Annotated in this window: 15 protein-coding genes and 2 pseudogenes; 11 read left to right on the top strand and 6 right to left on the bottom strand. The window is 70.3% G+C overall.

Features of this window, described 5'->3' with window-relative positions; genetic code table 11:
- Nucleotides 1–91: 91 nt before the first annotated feature.
- Entirely contained in the window at nt 92–424 is a 333-nt protein-coding gene (locus tag OHV05_RS07570) for a hypothetical protein (RefSeq protein WP_405016958.1), read from the bottom strand.
- A 195-nt stretch (nt 425–619) separates the two neighbouring features.
- On the opposite strand from OHV05_RS07570, the gene OHV05_RS07565 reads away from it, so the two are divergent.
- From OHV05_RS07565 to OHV05_RS07545, 5 genes are all read left to right on the top strand, one after another.
- Entirely contained in the window at nt 620–1,714 is a 1,095-nt protein-coding gene (locus OHV05_RS07565; RefSeq protein ID WP_405016957.1) for a GntR family transcriptional regulator, read from the top strand.
- A gap of 598 nt (nt 1,715–2,312) precedes the next feature.
- Nucleotides 2,313–3,560 (top strand): helix-turn-helix domain-containing protein, encoded by a 1,248-nt coding sequence (locus OHV05_RS07560; protein ID WP_405016956.1) that lies wholly within the window; start codon nt 2,313–2,315, stop codon nt 3,558–3,560.
- A 128-nt stretch (nt 3,561–3,688) separates the two neighbouring features.
- Complete coding sequence (locus OHV05_RS07555) at nt 3,689–4,102, top strand: hypothetical protein (RefSeq protein WP_405016955.1); 414 nt, start codon at nt 3,689–3,691, stop codon at nt 4,100–4,102.
- Nucleotides 4,102–4,353 carry a hypothetical protein gene (locus OHV05_RS07550; RefSeq protein WP_405016954.1) on the top strand — a complete coding sequence of 84 codons (252 nt, stop codon included), beginning with the start codon at nt 4,102–4,104 and terminating at the stop codon, nt 4,351–4,353. The genes OHV05_RS07555 and OHV05_RS07550 overlap by 1 nt, the downstream gene beginning before the upstream one ends.
- 555 nt (nt 4,354–4,908) lie before the next feature.
- Nucleotides 4,909–5,274: a hypothetical protein gene (locus OHV05_RS07545; RefSeq protein ID WP_405016953.1), complete on the top strand. Its 366-nt coding sequence runs from the start codon at nt 4,909–4,911 to the stop codon at nt 5,272–5,274.
- Nucleotides 5,275–5,434: 160 nt separating this feature from the next.
- Here the strand turns inward: OHV05_RS07545 and OHV05_RS07540 are convergent.
- Nucleotides 5,435–6,154 (bottom strand): annotated as a pseudogene (locus OHV05_RS07540) (site-specific integrase); the annotation flags it as partial.
- Between OHV05_RS07540 and OHV05_RS07535 the strand changes: the two are divergent.
- Nucleotides 6,151–6,450: pseudogene (locus tag OHV05_RS07535) on the top strand (beta-1,3-glucanase family protein); the annotation flags it as partial. The pseudogenes OHV05_RS07540 and OHV05_RS07535 sit on opposite strands and share 4 nt — an antisense overlap.
- 87 nt (nt 6,451–6,537) lie before the next feature.
- Here OHV05_RS07535 and OHV05_RS07530 read toward each other — a convergent pair.
- From OHV05_RS07530 to OHV05_RS07520, 3 genes are all read right to left on the bottom strand, one after another.
- The gene (locus OHV05_RS07530; protein WP_405016952.1) at nt 6,538–7,179 is read right to left on the bottom strand and encodes a DUF6461 domain-containing protein; all 642 of its coding nucleotides are present in this window, start codon (nt 7,177–7,179) and stop codon (nt 6,538–6,540) included.
- 61 nt (nt 7,180–7,240) lie between these two features.
- The gene (locus OHV05_RS07525) at nt 7,241–7,606 is read right to left on the bottom strand and encodes a DUF488 domain-containing protein (RefSeq protein ID WP_405016951.1); all 366 of its coding nucleotides are present in this window, start codon (nt 7,604–7,606) and stop codon (nt 7,241–7,243) included.
- 59 nt (nt 7,607–7,665) lie between these two features.
- The gene (locus OHV05_RS07520) at nt 7,666–8,043 is read right to left on the bottom strand and encodes a VOC family protein (RefSeq protein WP_405016950.1); all 378 of its coding nucleotides are present in this window, start codon (nt 8,041–8,043) and stop codon (nt 7,666–7,668) included.
- A gap of 118 nt (nt 8,044–8,161) precedes the next feature.
- Here OHV05_RS07520 and OHV05_RS07515 point away from each other — a divergent pair, with 118 nt between their 5' ends.
- The 3 genes from OHV05_RS07515 to OHV05_RS07505 all read left to right on the top strand — a co-directional run bounded on the left by OHV05_RS07515 (nt 8,162) and on the right by OHV05_RS07505 (nt 12,329).
- The gene (locus tag OHV05_RS07515) at nt 8,162–10,966 is read left to right on the top strand and encodes an alpha/beta fold hydrolase (protein ID WP_405016949.1); all 2,805 of its coding nucleotides are present in this window, start codon (nt 8,162–8,164) and stop codon (nt 10,964–10,966) included.
- Entirely contained in the window at nt 10,963–11,817 is an 855-nt protein-coding gene (locus OHV05_RS07510) for an ABC transporter permease (RefSeq protein ID WP_405016948.1), read from the top strand. Before OHV05_RS07515 ends, OHV05_RS07510 begins: the two co-directional genes overlap by 4 nt.
- 134 nt (nt 11,818–11,951) lie before the next feature.
- Nucleotides 11,952–12,329, top strand: a complete 378-nt coding sequence (locus OHV05_RS07505; protein WP_405016947.1) for a hypothetical protein — start codon at nt 11,952–11,954, stop codon at nt 12,327–12,329.
- A 48-nt stretch (nt 12,330–12,377) separates the two neighbouring features.
- Here the strand turns inward: OHV05_RS07505 and OHV05_RS07500 are convergent, their stop codons facing one another.
- Nucleotides 12,378–14,030: an alkaline phosphatase D family protein gene (locus tag OHV05_RS07500; protein ID WP_405016946.1), complete on the bottom strand. Its 1,653-nt coding sequence runs from the start codon at nt 14,028–14,030 to the stop codon at nt 12,378–12,380.
- A gap of 120 nt (nt 14,031–14,150) precedes the next feature.
- On the opposite strand from OHV05_RS07500, the gene OHV05_RS07495 reads away from it, so the two are divergent.
- Together OHV05_RS07495 and OHV05_RS07490 are read left to right on the top strand one after the other, a co-directional pair.
- Entirely contained in the window at nt 14,151–14,777 is a 627-nt protein-coding gene (locus OHV05_RS07495) for a dienelactone hydrolase family protein (protein WP_405016945.1), read from the top strand.
- A gap of 238 nt (nt 14,778–15,015) precedes the next feature.
- Complete coding sequence (locus tag OHV05_RS07490; protein ID WP_405016944.1) at nt 15,016–15,927, top strand: transporter substrate-binding domain-containing protein; 912 nt, start codon at nt 15,016–15,018, stop codon at nt 15,925–15,927.
- Nucleotides 15,928–16,139: the final 212 nt, after the last annotated feature.

Genomic DNA, 16,139 nt, shown 5'->3' with positions numbered 1-16,139 from the left:
CCTTCCACGTCGTAGATGAACCCGAGGGCGAACCGGCTGTCGGCTCCGGTCGGAACGGGCAGCGGGTACACCGACTGCCCTACAGGGAGGGTCACTTGACCTTCTCCAGTCGGCCCGCCCGGTAGGCGATGCCCTCCGAGAGCTGACCGTTGAAGAGCCGTGCCCATGGGGTGGCGAACAGGTCCACCGGGCGCACCATGACGCCCGGCTTGAGCCCCTCGGGAAGACCGGACTGGGCAACGGTGAGCTTCATGATCTCCGCGCGCCCCTCCTCCATGAGCATCACCGTGACCGTGAACAGGTGCTCGCCCGTCTCGCGGTCGGTGGCGATCTCGCCGGTCTGCGGGTCCTTGATCTTCGGCGTTGCGTCGGTGCCCGTCATGCAGACGGCAGAGGGCAGCAGCCCGACACGAATCCTGGTCATAGCCATGGCAGTTCCCTTGTTCGGGGGTCACTTGTTCGACCCGCCAGAACCATAGCGCGACGATCGCACACCCGCAACGGTCGCACGGTCGAGCAATTTGGTGATGCGATACACCCAATGCGGATGGGCGCTACGCCCGCTACGGGCGAGCGCACGGGCGTGTCATCCGTGCGGGACCGCCGCTACCCTCGGTGTATGACGTTGCCGCTCGAAGAGGACCCCAGGCCGCCGTACCTCCAGGCCGCCGATGTGCTGCGTGCCGAGATCCTCGAAGAGCGGATCCGTCCCGGGGAGAAGCTCCCGTCCACGCGCACGCTTCAGGAGCGGTACGGGATCGCCAGCTCCACCGTCCAGAACGCCCTGCGCGTACTCAAGGACGAAGGGCTCGTCTACTCGGTCCAAGGGCGCGGCAGCTACGTCCGGAGTCACGAGAAGGAGTACCGGGAGAAGGCCATCCTGGAGGAGATCCAGCAGATCGCCGACCAGGCCAAGGCAGAGCGGGCGCAGGCCAAGCGCGGCACTCATGACGCCCCTGCCGACCCCGGAAGCGCTGAGACGCCCGTCCTCCAAGCGATCTGGGCGATCCGCGAAGCGATCGTCGAAGGCCGCCTGAAGTTCGAGGACAGGCTTCCCGATCTCATCAAGCTCCAACTGATGTTCGCCACCGACAGCGAGACCGTCGAACGAGCCCTGCGCCATCTGGCATTCGAGCGTCTCGTCCACCGCACCCCCCGAGGTTCCCTCACAGTCGCCCTCACCGGCGGCGGGCGCAACAACCTGCGGCGCTCGATGCTCGCCCGAGCCCGCGTCGAGTCGCTACGGCGCGCCGCCGAGCGCGAGGGCGAAACGCTGGCCGACGACTTCGCGCTCGACGAGCCGGCGGAGGAGGACTCCCGGCCGCCCTATATCCAGGTCGCCGACATCCTCCGCAGGGAGATCCTTGACGGTGAGTTGAAGCCCGGCAGCCAACTGCCGGCCGCGCGAGCTCTCCAAGAGCGCTTCGGAGTCGCCAGTTCAACTGTCCAGAACGCCCTGCGTCTCCTCAAGGGCGAGGACCTGATCTACTCCGTCCTCGGCCGCGGCAGCTACGTCCGCAAGACCGCAGTCGTCAGGCCCTCGGAGCAGGCCGCTGACGTGCTGCTCGAACGTGTCAAGGAACCCCGGACAGCGGAACACGACGCCGCAGAGGTTGTCCGCCTGCGGAAGCAGGTAGCCCAGCTCCAGAAGACGCGCAAGCAACTTGAAGCCGAAGTCAGCCGTCTGACCAAGGAACTTGAGCGACGCGGGTAAAGCAGACCAAGGACGAGCGAGGCCGAAGGGCCGAGCTGTTCAAAGTTTCTTTACTGGATCAAGGCGGCCCGCTGTCGCGGGCCGCGCGCGCTCCGGCCCGGCGGAGCCGCCGCCCGCTCCTGTCTCCGCCCCGCTCAGCGGCGGCCCCACCAGTCCGGGCGCACAACAGCCAGCGGCAGCAGGGAAGTTCGCCGGACCCTACCTCACCCCAAGCCCTCCCTCCGAGGGGCAGGAGGCCCGAGCACGGGTGCGGCGCCGTCGGGGTGAGTGGTCGCGGGTCGCGGGTCGTGTCCCTCGCCGGCCGGTCCCCGGAGGCGTACCAGGAACCCCCGGGGGCCGCCAAGGCCGAGCGCCAGCGTCACGATGTGAGCCTTGGCGGCCCCCGGAGAACCCTGGTCCGGCGAGGCTGCCCGACCGACGAGGGACACGTCCCGCTCAGGCCCGCAGCCTGCCGTAGGCTCCGGTGCCACGCCGTTCCAGTCAACCGCGCACCCGACGCCGCGCGTGACGGTGGGTCACCGTCATGGGTGGGTATCTGCCCAGAGAGCCCGGTCAGTTCGCCTACCAGGCGTACCGTGGCGCTGGAGGTGGTGAGCAGATGACGATGGAACTCGCGGACAACGTACGGAAGTACCGGCGCCGCGCCGGGATGAGCCAGGAGGAACTTGCCCACGCAGCGGGCCTGTCCCCGGCGACCGTCCGGAAGGTCGAGCAAGGCGGAACGGTCCGCATGGAGACGCTCCACGCGCTGGCCCGCGCTCTGGGCATCCCCACGGCGGCACTCGTTGTGTCCGACGCGCCGGAGCCAGTGGGACGGGCGGAGGAGCCGAACCGGCTCAACCTCATCCAGCTTCGCGCCGCGCTCACCCCGGCGGTGGGGCTCGTGGACCAGGACGTCCAAGCCGTGGGCGAGGAACCGAACCTGCGTGCCTACGCGCGAACGGTTCGAGACGCGCGGGCGCTGTACTTCTCCGACAGCTACAAGAGCGTCGCCGCCCAGCTGCCCGGCCTGTTGCGGGACGCCGCGCGGGCCGTCGCCCACTACGACAGCGGAGAAGAGCACCGGCAAGCCCTGCTCGCCCGCGCCGAGGCGTTGCGCCTGGCCGGTACCTACCTCACGCAGGTGAGGCAGTACGACATCGCCTACACGGCCCTGCGAGGAGCCATCGCGGACGCGCGGGAGGGCGGGGACCTGCTCGCGGCTGGCTCCGGGGTCGGCTGTATGTGCTGGCTGCTGGTGCGGCAAGGGCGGCTGGAGGAGGCGGAGCTGATCGCCGCCCAGAGCATGGATGTGGTGGAACCGAAGATCACCGGTGCCGAGCCCGATCACTACGCGGTGTGGGGTGGTCTGGCCATGGAGGCCGCAGCCGCGGCGGCACGCAACAACCGCCCGGACGAGGCCAAGGAGTACCGCAGGGCAGCGCGGGTGGCGGCAACCGCCGTCGGCACCGCGCACCGCAACGTCTCCCGGCACTGGTCCGTCTTCGGCCCGGTAACCGCCGCCATCAAGGCGCTCGAAGACTCCATGGTCATCGGCGACGCCCGCGCGGTGGTGCGCAAGGCCGGCGAAGAGGCCGAGCTGTCGCCGAAGGCGTGGAAGCGACTGGGCAGGCCCAGCACGAACGACGGGAACCGCTTCACGCTGGACATGGCCCGCGCCCACACCCGAACCGGAGACCTGTCTGCCGCCATGAACGAGCTAACCCGCGCTCGTGAAGCCGCCCCCGAGTGGCTGAGGCACCAGAACTCGGCGGCCGAGACCATGCAGGAGATCCTGAGTAAGCGCAAGCGCACCCTGACCAGCGACATGCGCGAGATGGCCGCCCACCTGGGCGTCGTCGGATAGCTGCTACGCAGCGTGGCAGTTCATGGACCTTGCGTTGCAATCTGCCCTGCTGGGCCCGTGGATTGACGTGTAGTCAGGTCGTTACGGTCGCCGTGTCCTGTTCCAGCGACCGAGGCCGGAGATCCACTATGGGCATGCCGAGGAGCGACGCGGACCGTCTGCGTCGCAGGGAGTTGCACGAAGCGGCGTCGGGCATGGAGGGACCCCGCCTGCTGCCATGGACCACCGAGGACGGGCGCCCCTGCTACCTGAGCACCGACGGCAAGGGCTACATCTCGACGCTCGCCGACGGCATCGAAACCGTGCAGCTCGGCATGGGTCAGGAGCTGCTGGAGTACGCCCGGGGCATCCTGGCCCCCGGAGCCAAGGCGCAGTCGGACGTCGAGTACCGCTGGCTCGCCTGCCGGCTGACCGAGGCCCTGTCGGACGCGCTCAGGGTCGCCCAGTCGCGCGGAGAGCGCATCCCGGCGCCGACGGAGGAGGCGGCCGAGGAGGGTGAACCCGCGAACGCCAGCCCCCTTGGCGGACAGGAGGAAGGCTGATGGGCAAGGCCACCCGCTACCGCTTCCGCGAGTACCACGTGACCACCGCGACCGACCCCATGGCGCTGCCGACCTTCGAGGCGGTCTGCGTCACCGGCGAAGAACGGAACTGCGCCGCCGCGTCCGGTGAGCTGCACACCCCTGAGGAGCTGACGCGCTGGATCGCCGGCCACTGCGCGCAGACCGGTCACCAGTCGTACGAGCAAACCATGCGCACCGTCGTCCGCGCCGAGCCCGGAGCCTGGCAGTAGGATCACGCGCGCGCGGCTGCGACAGCACAAGTGGTCTACACCACTGACGGCAGTAGCGACGGCAACAACCACGTACTTCAGCGCACATCGACGGACGCCGACGGACCGTCAAATCACCATTGACCTGCGAAAAGGCAGGCGGAGAGGGGTCGCGTAGCACACGTACTATGTACTCGCCGGGACCACTCCGGTCCTGGTGCACAATTGCGGTGGTGGCACCACTGTCTATCGCGGCGTCCCCGAGGGGCACCCAGGTTTCGATGCAGCGGTAGATGGCGTGGCGGTACCCCGTGGGGGAGACGCTTCGGCGATGGCACACCATCTTGGTAACACCGATAGTCCATTCACCAGTTGGTCGACAAGTGAGGCAGCGGCACGTCGGGCAGCAACCAAGGGGCCGACTGGCGTTGGTGTGGTAATCAAATCGGAAGTTCCTGCCGGACGGCCACACGTTCACAGTAATGACCAGCCTTGGGTGGAGTTCAGGGGTGAGTTCGAAGTGCAAATCGAGGGAACAATGACGGGGGATGCATCTCCGGCATGGAGGGGAATGCCGTGAAGCAGCTAACGGTAGCGACTGTCGCGGAGCTGCTGTCAGTGTTCCGACCTGCAGATCTGGCGGACGACGTCGATCGATTGGTTGTCGCGCTGGCGGCCGAGTCCGGCAGTCTCATCGATGTCACCTTTCTGCCTGCCAAGGAGGTGCTTGATGTCTACAGGTACAGATACTCAATCGACGAAATTCGAGATTCGCGAATCGGATGGGAAATCTTCTTTTCCGTCCTCGAAGATTTGGATTGCCGAGTCGGATTGCTGTCCGTGAGGGCCGGTGAGCTTGGCGCCATCGTTCTCGTTGATGAAAGCGTTGAGCTTGTATTGGCGGCCTTGATTAGGGGCTTGCCAAGGGGATCGCTGACGTGACCAGCTCGCCTGACAGCAGAAGACGGTGAGATTTTAAGGCAGCCCATCACTGAGCGAAGAAATGACCCTCTAATTCTCTCTTAATGGTGCGGCGAAGCCCCCTCCTGTTTGCTGGGAGGGGGCTTCAACATGCCCTTGACGGCAGTAGCTGACGGCAACGTCAGCGGACGAGGGCTGCACAAAGCGGCGGGCCGTCGCCGTCGTCGTGTTCGCTGGTAGCCTCCACGGGATTGCGGAGGGCGCGGCCGAGGAGGTCGATGGCGTCGCGCTGGAGGCGGAGCCGGACGTGGGCGTACACCGTCGCGGTCACCCCGATGTGGGCATGGCCGAGGAGTTCCTTGATGACAACGAGTTCCACGCCCTGCTCCAGAAGCAGGGTGGCCGCCGAGTGCCTGAGATCATGAAACCTGATGCGTCGCAGGGCGGCCCGGCGGAGTAGGGCGTTGAAGTGCCGAGTGAGGGTGGCTCCCTCGATCGGTGAGCCGTCGGGCCGGGTGAAGACGTAGCCGCTGGCCTTCCAGTCGGTCCCTGCCGCTTCGCGCTCCTGTGCCTGGCGTATGCGGTGCTGTTCGAGGGAGCGCAGACACTCGGTGGGCAGAGCGATGCGCCGTTCTGAGCTGTGGGTCTTGGTCGGCAGGGCAGTCAGGCCGCTGGAGTTGGTGCGCTGAAGGGTGCGGCGGATGCTGGCGGTTGCGCCGACCAGGTCGAGGTCTTCCCAGCGCAGGCCGAGGAGTTCGCCCTTGCGCAGGCCGGTGCGCAGGGCGAGTTCGAACAGCCCACTGAGTCGATGGCCGTCGACGGCGGTGAGAAACGCGCGCGCTTCCTCGGTGGTGAGAGGCTCGAATCGGCGGGGTCGGGGTGTGCCCATACGGACGCATCTTCGGCTGCTACAAGCTGCTGGACGCCCCCAACGACCTGGTCCGGGGCCCGATTTCGCGCACCCTGTGCGCGGGGTACAACCGCTCCACCCTGCTCACCAACCCGAACCAGCCCGACACGAGCGCGGCCGGTTTCTACCAGGACGCCGTCACCAACCACTACGCGCGCAAGATCCACGCGCAGATGGCCGACGGCAACGCGTACGCCTTCGCCTTCGACGACGTGGGCCACCACGAGTCGCTGGTCCACGACGGCAGCCCGCAGCAGGCGTACATGACGCTCGACCCGCTGAGCTGACCCGTTGGACTGACCCACCGTCACCGGTCCCGTCCGTCAGGCCGGGACCGGTGACGTGGTCCGAGCCTGCGGGCCAGGGGCGGCCGACTAGTCGGTGAGCAGGACGGCCGGCAGCGGGGCCTCCAGCACCAGGGCCCGGGGGAGGGTCAGACCGAAGTGCCGCTCCAGCACCGCCAGGGTGGTCCGGTGCACCTCGCGGTTCTCGGTCTCGTCGTTCGGCAGACCTTCGGCGGTCAGCAACTCCTTGACCGGGCCGGTGACTTCGGGGTCCCCTTCGACCTGCCCGTCGCCCCAGGAGTCGTCCAGGTGGAGGTTGAACGAGCACACCGTCCGGCCGTCGCGGTGGTAGCGGAAGGTCGGCGGCACCGGTTTGCCGTTCTCCTCCTCGTACTCGACCCGGAAGACCTCGGCCCCGCCCTCGGAGATCGCCGGATCGTTCCGGAACTCCCCGAACCAGCCGCCGTACGCCACCGCGAAGGTCCACCCGTCGCTCGCACCCAGGCGCAGGCCGATCCCGTCCCAGGTGTCCCCGTACTCCGATTCCAATGCCTCGACCAGGCCGTCCCCGGTGAGCTCCCCGGCCGGCCGTACCGTCCGCTTCGACCACTGGGCCGAGGCCGCGATCCGCGCCGCCAGTGCCTCGACCCCGAGCCCCCGGGCCAGCGTCACGCTGTAGCCGCCGAAGGTGATGCTCTGTGGCTCCGCGAGCCAGGCGATTCCGTCCGTCATGCCGGCGATCCTGCCGCACCACACCGACACACCCGCACCCTGGGTCGCCGCGGACGAGGGGTCAGCGCGTGGTCGGGGGATGGGCCAGCAGTTCGCGCAGAACGGCCGCGTGGCTGTGGTCGAGGTCCTTGACGGCGGTCAGCAGGACGATCGGGCCGGCGGCCGACCGCGTGTGCAGGGAGGCGAGTTCGGCCTGGGCCTCGGGGGCGGCGAGCTCGGCGAGGTAGCGGGTGCGGAAGGTGGGGAAGTCGCCGCCGTCGTGGTACCAGTGGCGCAGTTCGGTGGACGGGGTGAGCGGCTTCGGCCAGCCGTCCAGTGCGGCGCGCTCCTTGCTCAGGCCGCGCGGCCAGAGGCGGTCGACCAGGATCCGGGCGCCGTCCTCGGGGCGGTGGGGGTCGTGGACCCGGCCGAGGTGGATGGTGGGCATGAGGGGAGCGTAGGCGCCGGTCCGGTCGGAGCGGCGGTGCCGCTCCGACCGTCGGGGTGTCAGACGGCGGCGCGCTCGGCGGCGCTGCGCTCGACGCAGAACTCGTTGCCCTCGAGGTCGGCGAGGGTGACCCAGCCGGAGCCGTCGGGGCGGCGACGGTCGGCGACCAGGGTGGCGCCGATGGCGAGCAGGCGCTCGACCTCCTCGTCGCGGGTCCGGTCGCTGGGCTGGATGTCGAAGTGGAGGCGGTTCTTCGCCGCCTTGCCCTCGGGGACGGCGACGAAGAGCAGGTCGATCCGGTCGCCCACGATGAGGGCCTCGGGGTCACCGGGCTTGTCGTCGTCGGCGAGCTTGGTGTTGAGGACCTCGGCCCAGAAGGAACCGAGCCGGTAGGTGTCGGCGCAGTCGATGGTCACGTGATGGATGAGAGATGCCATGGCGGACACTATGACGGTTGGTCAGATGATCGTCCATGGGATAAACCGCTGGTGGTGAGGCGGGTCGCGCGCGAGACTTACAGGTTTCCTACCGCGCGGGCGGCTAGGGTCGGTGACCATGGGATTCGGTGGGGTGTGGCGTCGGTGGCGGCCCGGGCGCAGGCGGCTGATCGCGGGGGCGGCGGCCGGTGTGGTGCTGGTGGTCGGCGGCGCGGCGGTGGCCGTCGGCGGTGACGGACAGACGGCGGTCCGGCAGCAGGAGCAGCGGCTCTCGATGCCCGAGACGCCCGGTTCGGCGGAGCAGGTCAGTATCGACACCTCGTTCTTCACCACGGGTGGCACCCCGCGCCCGGCGGTCCTGCTCGCGCACGGTTTCGGCGGCAGCAAGGACGGCGAACGGGACCAGGCCGAGCGGCTGGCCCGGCAGGGGTACGCGGTGCTGACCTGGTCGGCCCGGGGCTTCGGAGCCTCGACCGGGAAGATCGGCCTGGACGCGCCGGACCGGGAGATCGCCGACGTGCAGCGGCTGGTGGACTGGCTGGCCCAGCGCCCCGAGGTGCAGCTCGACGCACCGGGCGACCCGAGGGTGGGCATCACCGGCGCCTCGTACGGCGGCGGGGCCGCGCTGCTCGGCGCCGCGTACGACTCCCGGATCGACGCGGTGTCGAGCCAGATCACCTGGTGGAATCTGAACGAGGCTCTGTTCCCGCAGGGAAGCAGCGAGCAGAGCCCGCAGGGAAGCAGCGAGCAGAGCCCGCAGGGAAGCAGCGAGCAGAGCCCGCAGGGAAGTACGGAGCAGAGCCCGCAGCCGGCGGGTGCGGGTGGCACCGACGGGGTGTTCAAGAAGCTGTGGGCCGGGATCTTCTTCACCACCGGCTCGGCCGGCGGTCTGACGGGAGGTCAGCCGAAGCAGCAGGACGGTCCGGTCGGCTGTGGCCGGTTCTCGGACGAGCTGTGCGCGATGTACGACCGGGTGGCCACCACCGGGCGGGCGGACGCCGAGTCGGTGGCGCTGCTGGACCGGTCCAGCCCGTCCTCGGTGGCGGCGCGGATCAAGGTGCCGACCCTGGTGGTGCAGGGGCAGCAGGACTCGCTCTTCCCGCTCGACCAGGGCGACCGGATCGCCAAGGCGGTGGCGGCCAACGGGGCACCCGTCGCGGTGGACTGGTTCGCCGGTGGGCACGACGGCGGCACCGAGGGCAGTGAGCGGGTGGAGGGCCGGGTCACCGCCTGGTTCGACCACTACCTGAAGAAGCAGGACAACGACACCGGCCCGGCCTTCCGGGTCACCCGGACCGGCGGGCTGGACTCGACCGGTTTCGAGGCGGTGCTGCGCGGCGCGAGCGCCGACAGCTACCCGGGTCTGGGCGGGACCGCGGCCCGGACGGTGCAGCTGACCGGCCGTGAGCAGACCATCGCCAACCCGCCCGGCGGCGCCCCGCCGAACATCTCCGCCGTGCCCGGCATCGGCGCGCTGAGCCAGCTCTCCTCGGTGGGGGCCGGCCTGGCGATCGACTTCCCGGGCCAGTTCGCGAGCTTCGACTCCGCGCCGCTCGACTCGACGCTGCACCTCACCGGTGCGCCCACCGTCGCGGTCCAGGTCCAGGCGGACCGGCCGGACGCGGTGCTGTTCGCCAAGCTGTACGACCTCGGGCCCGACGGAAAGCAGACCCTGCCGCAGCAGCTGGCCGCCCCGCTGCGGGTCACCGGCGCGGCGGCCGGGAGGTCGGTGACCGTCCAACTGCCCGCAGTCGACCACGAGTTCGCGGTCGGACACCGACTGCGGCTGGTGCTGGCGAGCAGCGACCTCGGGTACGCCTCGCCGGTCGAGCCGGCCGGTTATCGGATCTCGGTGGCCGGACCGCTGACCGTACCGACGGTGGACGGGCTGCGGACCGAGGCGGCGCCACTGCCCGCCCGGGTCTGGGTGCTGCCGCTGCTCGCGCTGGCGGTGGCCGCCCTGCTGCTGGTCAGGTTCCGGCGCACCAAGGTGGCCAAGTACGACCCGGCACTGGCCGAAGTGCCGCTCCGGATCAGCGGGTTGAGCAAGCGCTACCACGGCTCCGCCGACCGGTACGCGGTCCGGGAGCTGGGCTTCCGGGTGGAGCGCGGCCAGGTGCTGGGTCTGCTCGGGCCGAACGGTGCGGGCAAGACCACCACGCTGCGGATGCTGATGGGGCTGATCCAGCCGGACGAGGGGGAGATCCGGCTGTTCGGCCACGCGGTGCGCCCCGGCGCACCGGTGCTCTCCAGGGTGGGCGCCTTCGTGGAGGGCGCGGGCTTCCTGCCGCACCTGACCGGCCGGGCCAACCTGCGGCTGTACTGGCAGGCCACCGGCCGCCCGGTCGAGGACGCGCACTTCGAGGAGGCGCTGGCCATCGCGGACCTGGGCGAGGCCCTGGACCGCGCGGTGCGCACCTACTCGCAGGGCATGCGGCAGCGGCTGGCGATCGCCCAGGCGATGCTGGGCATGCCGGAGTTGCTGATCCTGGACGAGCCGACCAACGGTCTCGACCCGCCGCAGATCCGGGAGATGCGCGAGGTGATGATCCGGTACGCGGCCGCCGGGCGCACCGTGATCGTCTCCAGCCACCTGCTCTCCGAGGTCGAGCAGAGCTGCACCCACCTGGTGGTGATGGACCGGGGCCGGCTGGTCAGCGCGGGGCCGGTGGCCGAGATCATCGGCGGCGGCGAACTGCTGCTGGTGGCCACCCCGGCCACCGAGGTGGCGGAGAAGGTGGCCGAACTGCCGGGCGTGGGTGCGGCGGAGGCGGTCGAGCAGGGTCTGCTGGTACGACTGGACGGGATGACGGCGAGTGAACTGGTGGCGGAGCTAGTGAGGTTGGGCGTACCGGTGGAGGGTGTCGGACCGCACCGCCGGCTGGAGGACGCGTTCCTGTCACTGATCGGGGGTACGGCATGAGCACCGTGGTGGAGCACGCCCCGGGCTACCGGGCCCGTCGCACGCTGCCGCTGTGGGTGGAGGCGGTGCGCCAACTGCGCCGCCGCCGCACGCTGGTGATGGGCGGGGTGCTGGCGGCGCTGCCGTTCATCGTGCTGGCCGCGTTCCAGCTCGGCGGCAACACGCCGGGCCGGGACGGCCGGACCAGCTTCATCGAGTTGGCCACCGCCTCGGGGGTGAACTTCTCGGTCACCCTGCTGTTCATGGGCACCGGCTTCCTGCTGGTGATCCCGGTCGCGGTGTTCTGCGGCGACACGGTGGCCTCCGAGGCGGGCTGGTCCTCGCTGCGCTACCTGCTGGCCGCACCCGTGCCCCGGTCCCGGCTGCTGGCCCGGAAGTTGACGGTCGGGCTGGCCTTCTCGGCGGGCGCGGTCCTGCTGCTGCCGCTGGTCGGGCTGGTGGTCGGCACGGCCGCGTACGGCTGGGGCGATCTGCGGCTGCCGACCGGGGCGACCCTCCCGGCGGCCGAGGCGCTGCCCCGGCTGGGGATCGCGGTGGCGTACGTCTTCCTGGCCGAACTGGTCGTCGCCGCGCTGGCGTTCTGGCTCTCCACGGTGACCGACGCACCGCTGGGCGCGGTCGGCGGGGCGGTCTTCCTGTCCATCATCACCGGTGTGCTGGACGCCGTGACGGCGCTCGGCGACCTGCGGCAGTGGCTGCCCGCGCACTGGCAGTACGCCTGGGCGGACGCGCTGCAGCCCAAGCTGGAGTGGGGCGGCATGCTCCAGGGCGTGACGCTCTCGGTCAGCTACGCGGTGGTGCTGGTCGCCCTGGCGTTCCGGGGCTTCGCCCGCAAGGACGTGGTCTCCTGACGGTGGGTCGGCGGTCCTGCAAGGTCTTTGCAAGGACATGGCAGGAAGATCGCGTCAGCTCACCGGGTGGCCGGTGGGCTGACGCCCGCCGCTGATCCGTGGCGGGCCGGATTCCGCGAGCCGAAAGGCCCCCCGTGTACCGTCCCCGCAAGAAGAGTCTCGCCGCCGTTTCGCTGCTGACCGCCGCCCTCGCCTTCGCGGGCACCGGCCTGTCCGTCCCGGCGGCCACCGCGGCCGCCTCCTGCCAGAGCTACAAGATCAGCACCAGCGGTGGACAGGTCTCCTACACCGAGTGCAACCACCTGGAGAGCACGCCGAGTTACACCACCGTCCAGGGCTCCGTGAAGGACGTGGACGCGGACGGGCAGTGCGCCTACGCGTACACCACGCTCCGGGACGGCGGCACTGTGGACGAGGCGAAGGCCTGCCCGAAGGGGACCACGAAGACCTTCAGCTGGACCTACCGCGGCTACGCGCCGGTGGAGGTGCAGGTCTACCTGCGGGAGGCGTGAGCAGCCGGGCCGGTCACCCCCGCTCGGCGGGGTGACCGGCCCGTTCGGTCAGCGGGGTGACCAGACCCGTTCGATCTGCTGGGTGCCGGTGCGGGTGCGGTAGCCGCGGGTCCACTTGCTGGTGGCGTCGCGGCGGGTGCGGTCGGAGAGGACGTAGTAGTCCATCTGGACCTGCTCGGGGGTGACGTCCAGGACGCCGTACCCGTGCGAGTCCAGGTCGACCCACTTGACGTGCCGGTTGGCGCCCTGGATCGCGGCGGCGGCCAGCAGCGAGACGGTCTGCGGGGCCACCTTGAGGATGTCGTCGATGTTGTCCGAGGTCACCGAGGTGACCACGAACTCGGTCGCCGCGCTGCCCGAGGCCGGGTAGGTGGCGGCCTCGTTGGGGACGTCGGCGGCCCAGGCGGAGTGGATGTCGCCGGTCAGGAAGACGGTGTTGCGGATGCCGTGCGAGCTCAGGTGGCCGAGCAGTTCGCGGCGGTCGTGGGTGTAGCCGTCCCACTGGTCCGGGTTCACCGCCAGGCCCTCGGCGGGCAGGCCGAGCAGCTGGGCGAGCGGCCGGAGCAGGTAGCCGGGCAGCGAGAGGAAGGCCACCGGCGAGATCATCACCGAGTTGCCGACCAGCCGCCAGCTGGTGTCCGAGGCGGACAACCCGGCCTTCAGCCAGTCGAGTTGGGCCCGGCCGGTGATGGTGCGGTCGGCCGAGTCGACCTCGCCGGTGGCCGCCTTGGCCTGCGCGCTGCGGAACGAGCGCAGGTCGAGCAGCGAGAGGTCGGCCAACTTGCCGTAGCGCAGCCGCCGGTAGGTGGTCCCGGCGATCGACGGCCGGACCGGCATCCACTCGAAGTACGCCTGCTTGGCGGCGGCCACCCGGTCCGCCCAGTTGCCCTCGGTGCCCGGCGTGTGGTTCTCCGCGCCGCCCGACCAGGCGTCGTTGGCCACCTCGTGGTCGTCCCAGATCGCGATCGTCGGCACGGTCGCGTGCAGCGCCTGGAGGTCCGGGTCGGTCTTGTAACGGCCGTGCCGGGTGCGGTAGTCGGCCAGATCCAGGATCTCGTGCGCGGGCGCGTGCGGCCGCACCACGGTGCCCCGGGCGGCGAACTGGCCGGTGCCGTACTCGTAGATGTAGTCACCGAGGAAGAGGAACGCGTCCAGGTCGCCCCGGGCCGCCAGGTGCCGGTACGCGGAGAAGTAGCCGGCCTCCCAGTTGGCGCAGGACGCCACGCCGAGCCGCAGCCGGCCGAGCGCCGCGTCGGTGGCCGGAGTGGTGGCGGTGCGGCCGACCGGGGAGCCGACTGCGCCGGCGGTGAAGCGGTACCAGTAGCTGGTGGCCGGGCGGAGGCCCCGGACGTCCACCTTGACGGTGTGGTCGGTGGCCGCGGTGGTGGTCACCGTGCCGGAGACCACCACGGTGGCGAAGTCGCGGTCGCTCGCCACCTGCCAGGTCAGCTGGGTGTCGGCGCCGTTGCCGGAGCCGGGAGTGGCGTCCGGCGCCGGGGTGAGCCGGGTCCAGATCACCACCCCGTCGGGGAGCGGGTCGCCCGAGGCGACCCCGTGCAGGAACTCCGGCGCGGCAGCGGCGGTGGCCGGTGCCGCGGCGGCGAACGGAAGGGCGGCGGCACCGGCGGTGAGTGCGGCGGCCTGGAGGACCCGGCGGCGACGCGGCCGGGCGAGGGACAGGGCATCGGTGGGCTCAGTCACGTCCAGCAAGGCTACTGAACGGTAAGTAGTTGTCCAGAGCGCGGACTGACTGTTCGTCGGCTCTTCACCCCGGCGTCGCGGGCGCGGCCGGTCCGGACCGGGCGGCTCCGGTGGGTGATGATGGTCGGGTACCTCGAACAGCTGACTCCGAAGGAACCAGACGTGGCTCAGATCGTCCTCTTCCACTCCGCGTACGGCCTGCGCCCGGCGGTGCACCAGGCCGCCGACCGGATGCGTGCCGCCGGCCACCGGGTGCACACCCCGGACCTCTACGACGGCCGGGTCTTCGACGACGTCGAGGCCGGGATGGCGTACAAGGAGGAGATCGGCAGCGAGGAGCTGCTGCGCCGTGCGGTGACCGAGGTGGCCCCGCTGCTCACCGCCGACGCCCGGCTGGTCTACGCGGGCTTCTCGCTCGGCGGCGCGCTGGCGCAGAACCTCGCGCTGGCCGACGACAAGGCGCTCGGGCTGCTGCTCCTGCACGGCACCTCGGACATCCGGGAGGACGCCGCCACCGAGATCCCGGTCCAGCTGCACGTGGCCGACCCGGACCCGTTCGAGTCGGAGGACTGGCTGAACGCCTGGTACCTGAACCTGAGCAAGGCGGGCGCCGACGTCGAGGTGCACCGCTACCGGGGCGCGGGTCACCTGTACACCGATCCCGAACTGCCCGACCACGACGCCGAAGCGGCCGAGCGGACCTGGGCGGTCGCGCTGGCCTTCCTGACCGAGATCGCCGCGGGCTGACGGCGGAACCGACGTTGTACGCCGTGCACAGCCCCCGTACGAACTGGCGTGAGCATGGTGGCTTATAGTCTGACCGGCATTCCCGTCCTGGGGCGTCGTCGGGCTCCGGCCCGGCCGTTTCGGCACGCGGAGTGGGATTTCACCGGAGCGGGGCCGGCGAGGTCCCGTCGGTGTGCGTCGCCGTCGCCTGTCCCGAACCCGCCGCGTGGTGCGTCGATCAGTCGGGAGAAGCGATTACATGAGCCAATTCACCAGTCGTAGTGGTCAGGTGGCGGGCGTCGCGGTGGTGGGCGCGTTGCTGCTGAGCGGCTGCGGCTCGGAAGGTCCGCAGGGCGACAAGGTCTCGCTGCACGACCGGCTGCCCAAGGCGGTCAGGACCGCCGGGGTGATCCGGGTGGGCGGGTCCTTCACCGCCGCCCCGGTCATCTTCCAGAACGCGCAGGGCCAGCCGGACGGTCTGGACGTCGACCTCGCGGCCGCGATGGAGAAGGAACTCGGGGTCCGGTTCGAGTTCGAGGACGCCGGGCCGTTCGCCAACGTGCTGCCCGGGCTGTTCGAGAAGAAGTACGACATCGGGATGTCCGGCATCACCGACACCCGCGAGCGCCAGCTGGGCGTCGACAAGAACGACCAGCAGATCAACGAGGGCGTCGACTTCGTGGACTACTTCATGGCCGGTATCGGCATGGTGGTCAGCAAGGGGAACCCCAAGAAGGTCGCGGCCATCGACGACCTGTGCGGCCGGAGCGTCGCGGTGAAGAAGGGCACCACCCACAACGACCTGGTGGCCAGGCAGCAGAAGGCGTGCGAGCACACCGGCAAGCTGCTCAAGATGCTCGAGACGAGCGCCGACGCGGAGGCGCTGGAGCTGGTGCGCACCGGGACGGCCGAGGTCTACGTGACCGACTACCCGAAGGCGCAGCACAACGCCACCACCATCGGGGAGGGGAAGACGTACGACCTGGCGGGACCGCAGATCCAGTCCCGTCCGTTCGGGATAGCGGTCCGCAAGAGCGACCGCGAACTGCGGGACGTGCTGATGAAGGCGATGAACGCGTTGATCAGGAACGGTACGTACGACGAGCTGCTGGCGAAGCGTCAGCTGGGTGCGGGTGCGATCCAGAACTCGGTGGTGAACGGCAGCCAGTGAGTGCGGACGCCCGGCCGGAGGCGGCGGCCGGGCGCGCTGGAAGGTACGACATCGGTGGGGCGGCACCCCTGAGGTAGCGGGGTGCCGAGCGGACGGCGGGTCAGGACCGCTCTCCGGCAGGCGCAGCCTTTGGCAGGCGCTCGGGCATCTACGGTCCAGGGGCTCGGGGAACTGCGAGGAGATCTGGCGTTCGGGTCACAGACGAAAGTGCC

It is taken from the genome of Kitasatospora sp. NBC_00070 (genome assembly GCF_045041205.1).
GTDB lineage: Bacteria > Actinomycetota > Actinomycetes > Streptomycetales > Streptomycetaceae > Kitasatospora.
The sequence above is the reverse complement of the archived record's forward strand: the minus strand, read 5'-3'. Positions and strand labels throughout refer to the sequence as shown.

Excerpts from the sequence above, each read along its gene's own strand:
- OHV05_RS07570 (WP_405016958.1), bottom strand. The coding sequence starts at position 424 with ATGACCAGGATTCGTGTCGGGCTGCTGCCCTCTGCCGTCTGCATGACG.
- OHV05_RS07560 (WP_405016956.1), top strand. The coding sequence starts at position 2,313 with ATGACGATGGAACTCGCGGACAACGTACGGAAGTACCGGCGCCGCGCC.
- OHV05_RS07520 (WP_405016950.1), bottom strand. The coding sequence starts at position 8,043 with ATGGCATCTCTCATCCATCACGTGACCATCGACTGCGCCGACACCTAC.
- OHV05_RS07555 (WP_405016955.1), top strand. The coding sequence starts at position 3,689 with ATGGGCATGCCGAGGAGCGACGCGGACCGTCTGCGTCGCAGGGAGTTG.
- OHV05_RS07510 (WP_405016948.1), top strand. The coding sequence starts at position 10,963 with ATGAGCACCGTGGTGGAGCACGCCCCGGGCTACCGGGCCCGTCGCACG.
- OHV05_RS07565 (WP_405016957.1), top strand. The coding sequence starts at position 620 with ATGACGTTGCCGCTCGAAGAGGACCCCAGGCCGCCGTACCTCCAGGCC.
- OHV05_RS07525 (WP_405016951.1), bottom strand. The coding sequence starts at position 7,606 with ATGCCCACCATCCACCTCGGCCGGGTCCACGACCCCCACCGCCCCGAG.
- OHV05_RS07515 (WP_405016949.1), top strand. The coding sequence starts at position 8,162 with ATGGGATTCGGTGGGGTGTGGCGTCGGTGGCGGCCCGGGCGCAGGCGG.
- OHV05_RS07495 (WP_405016945.1), top strand. The coding sequence starts at position 14,151 with ATGGTCGGGTACCTCGAACAGCTGACTCCGAAGGAACCAGACGTGGCT.
- OHV05_RS07490 (WP_405016944.1), top strand. The coding sequence starts at position 15,016 with ATGAGCCAATTCACCAGTCGTAGTGGTCAGGTGGCGGGCGTCGCGGTG.
- OHV05_RS07550 (WP_405016954.1), top strand. The coding sequence starts at position 4,102 with ATGGGCAAGGCCACCCGCTACCGCTTCCGCGAGTACCACGTGACCACC.
- OHV05_RS07530 (WP_405016952.1), bottom strand. The coding sequence starts at position 7,179 with ATGACGGACGGAATCGCCTGGCTCGCGGAGCCACAGAGCATCACCTTC.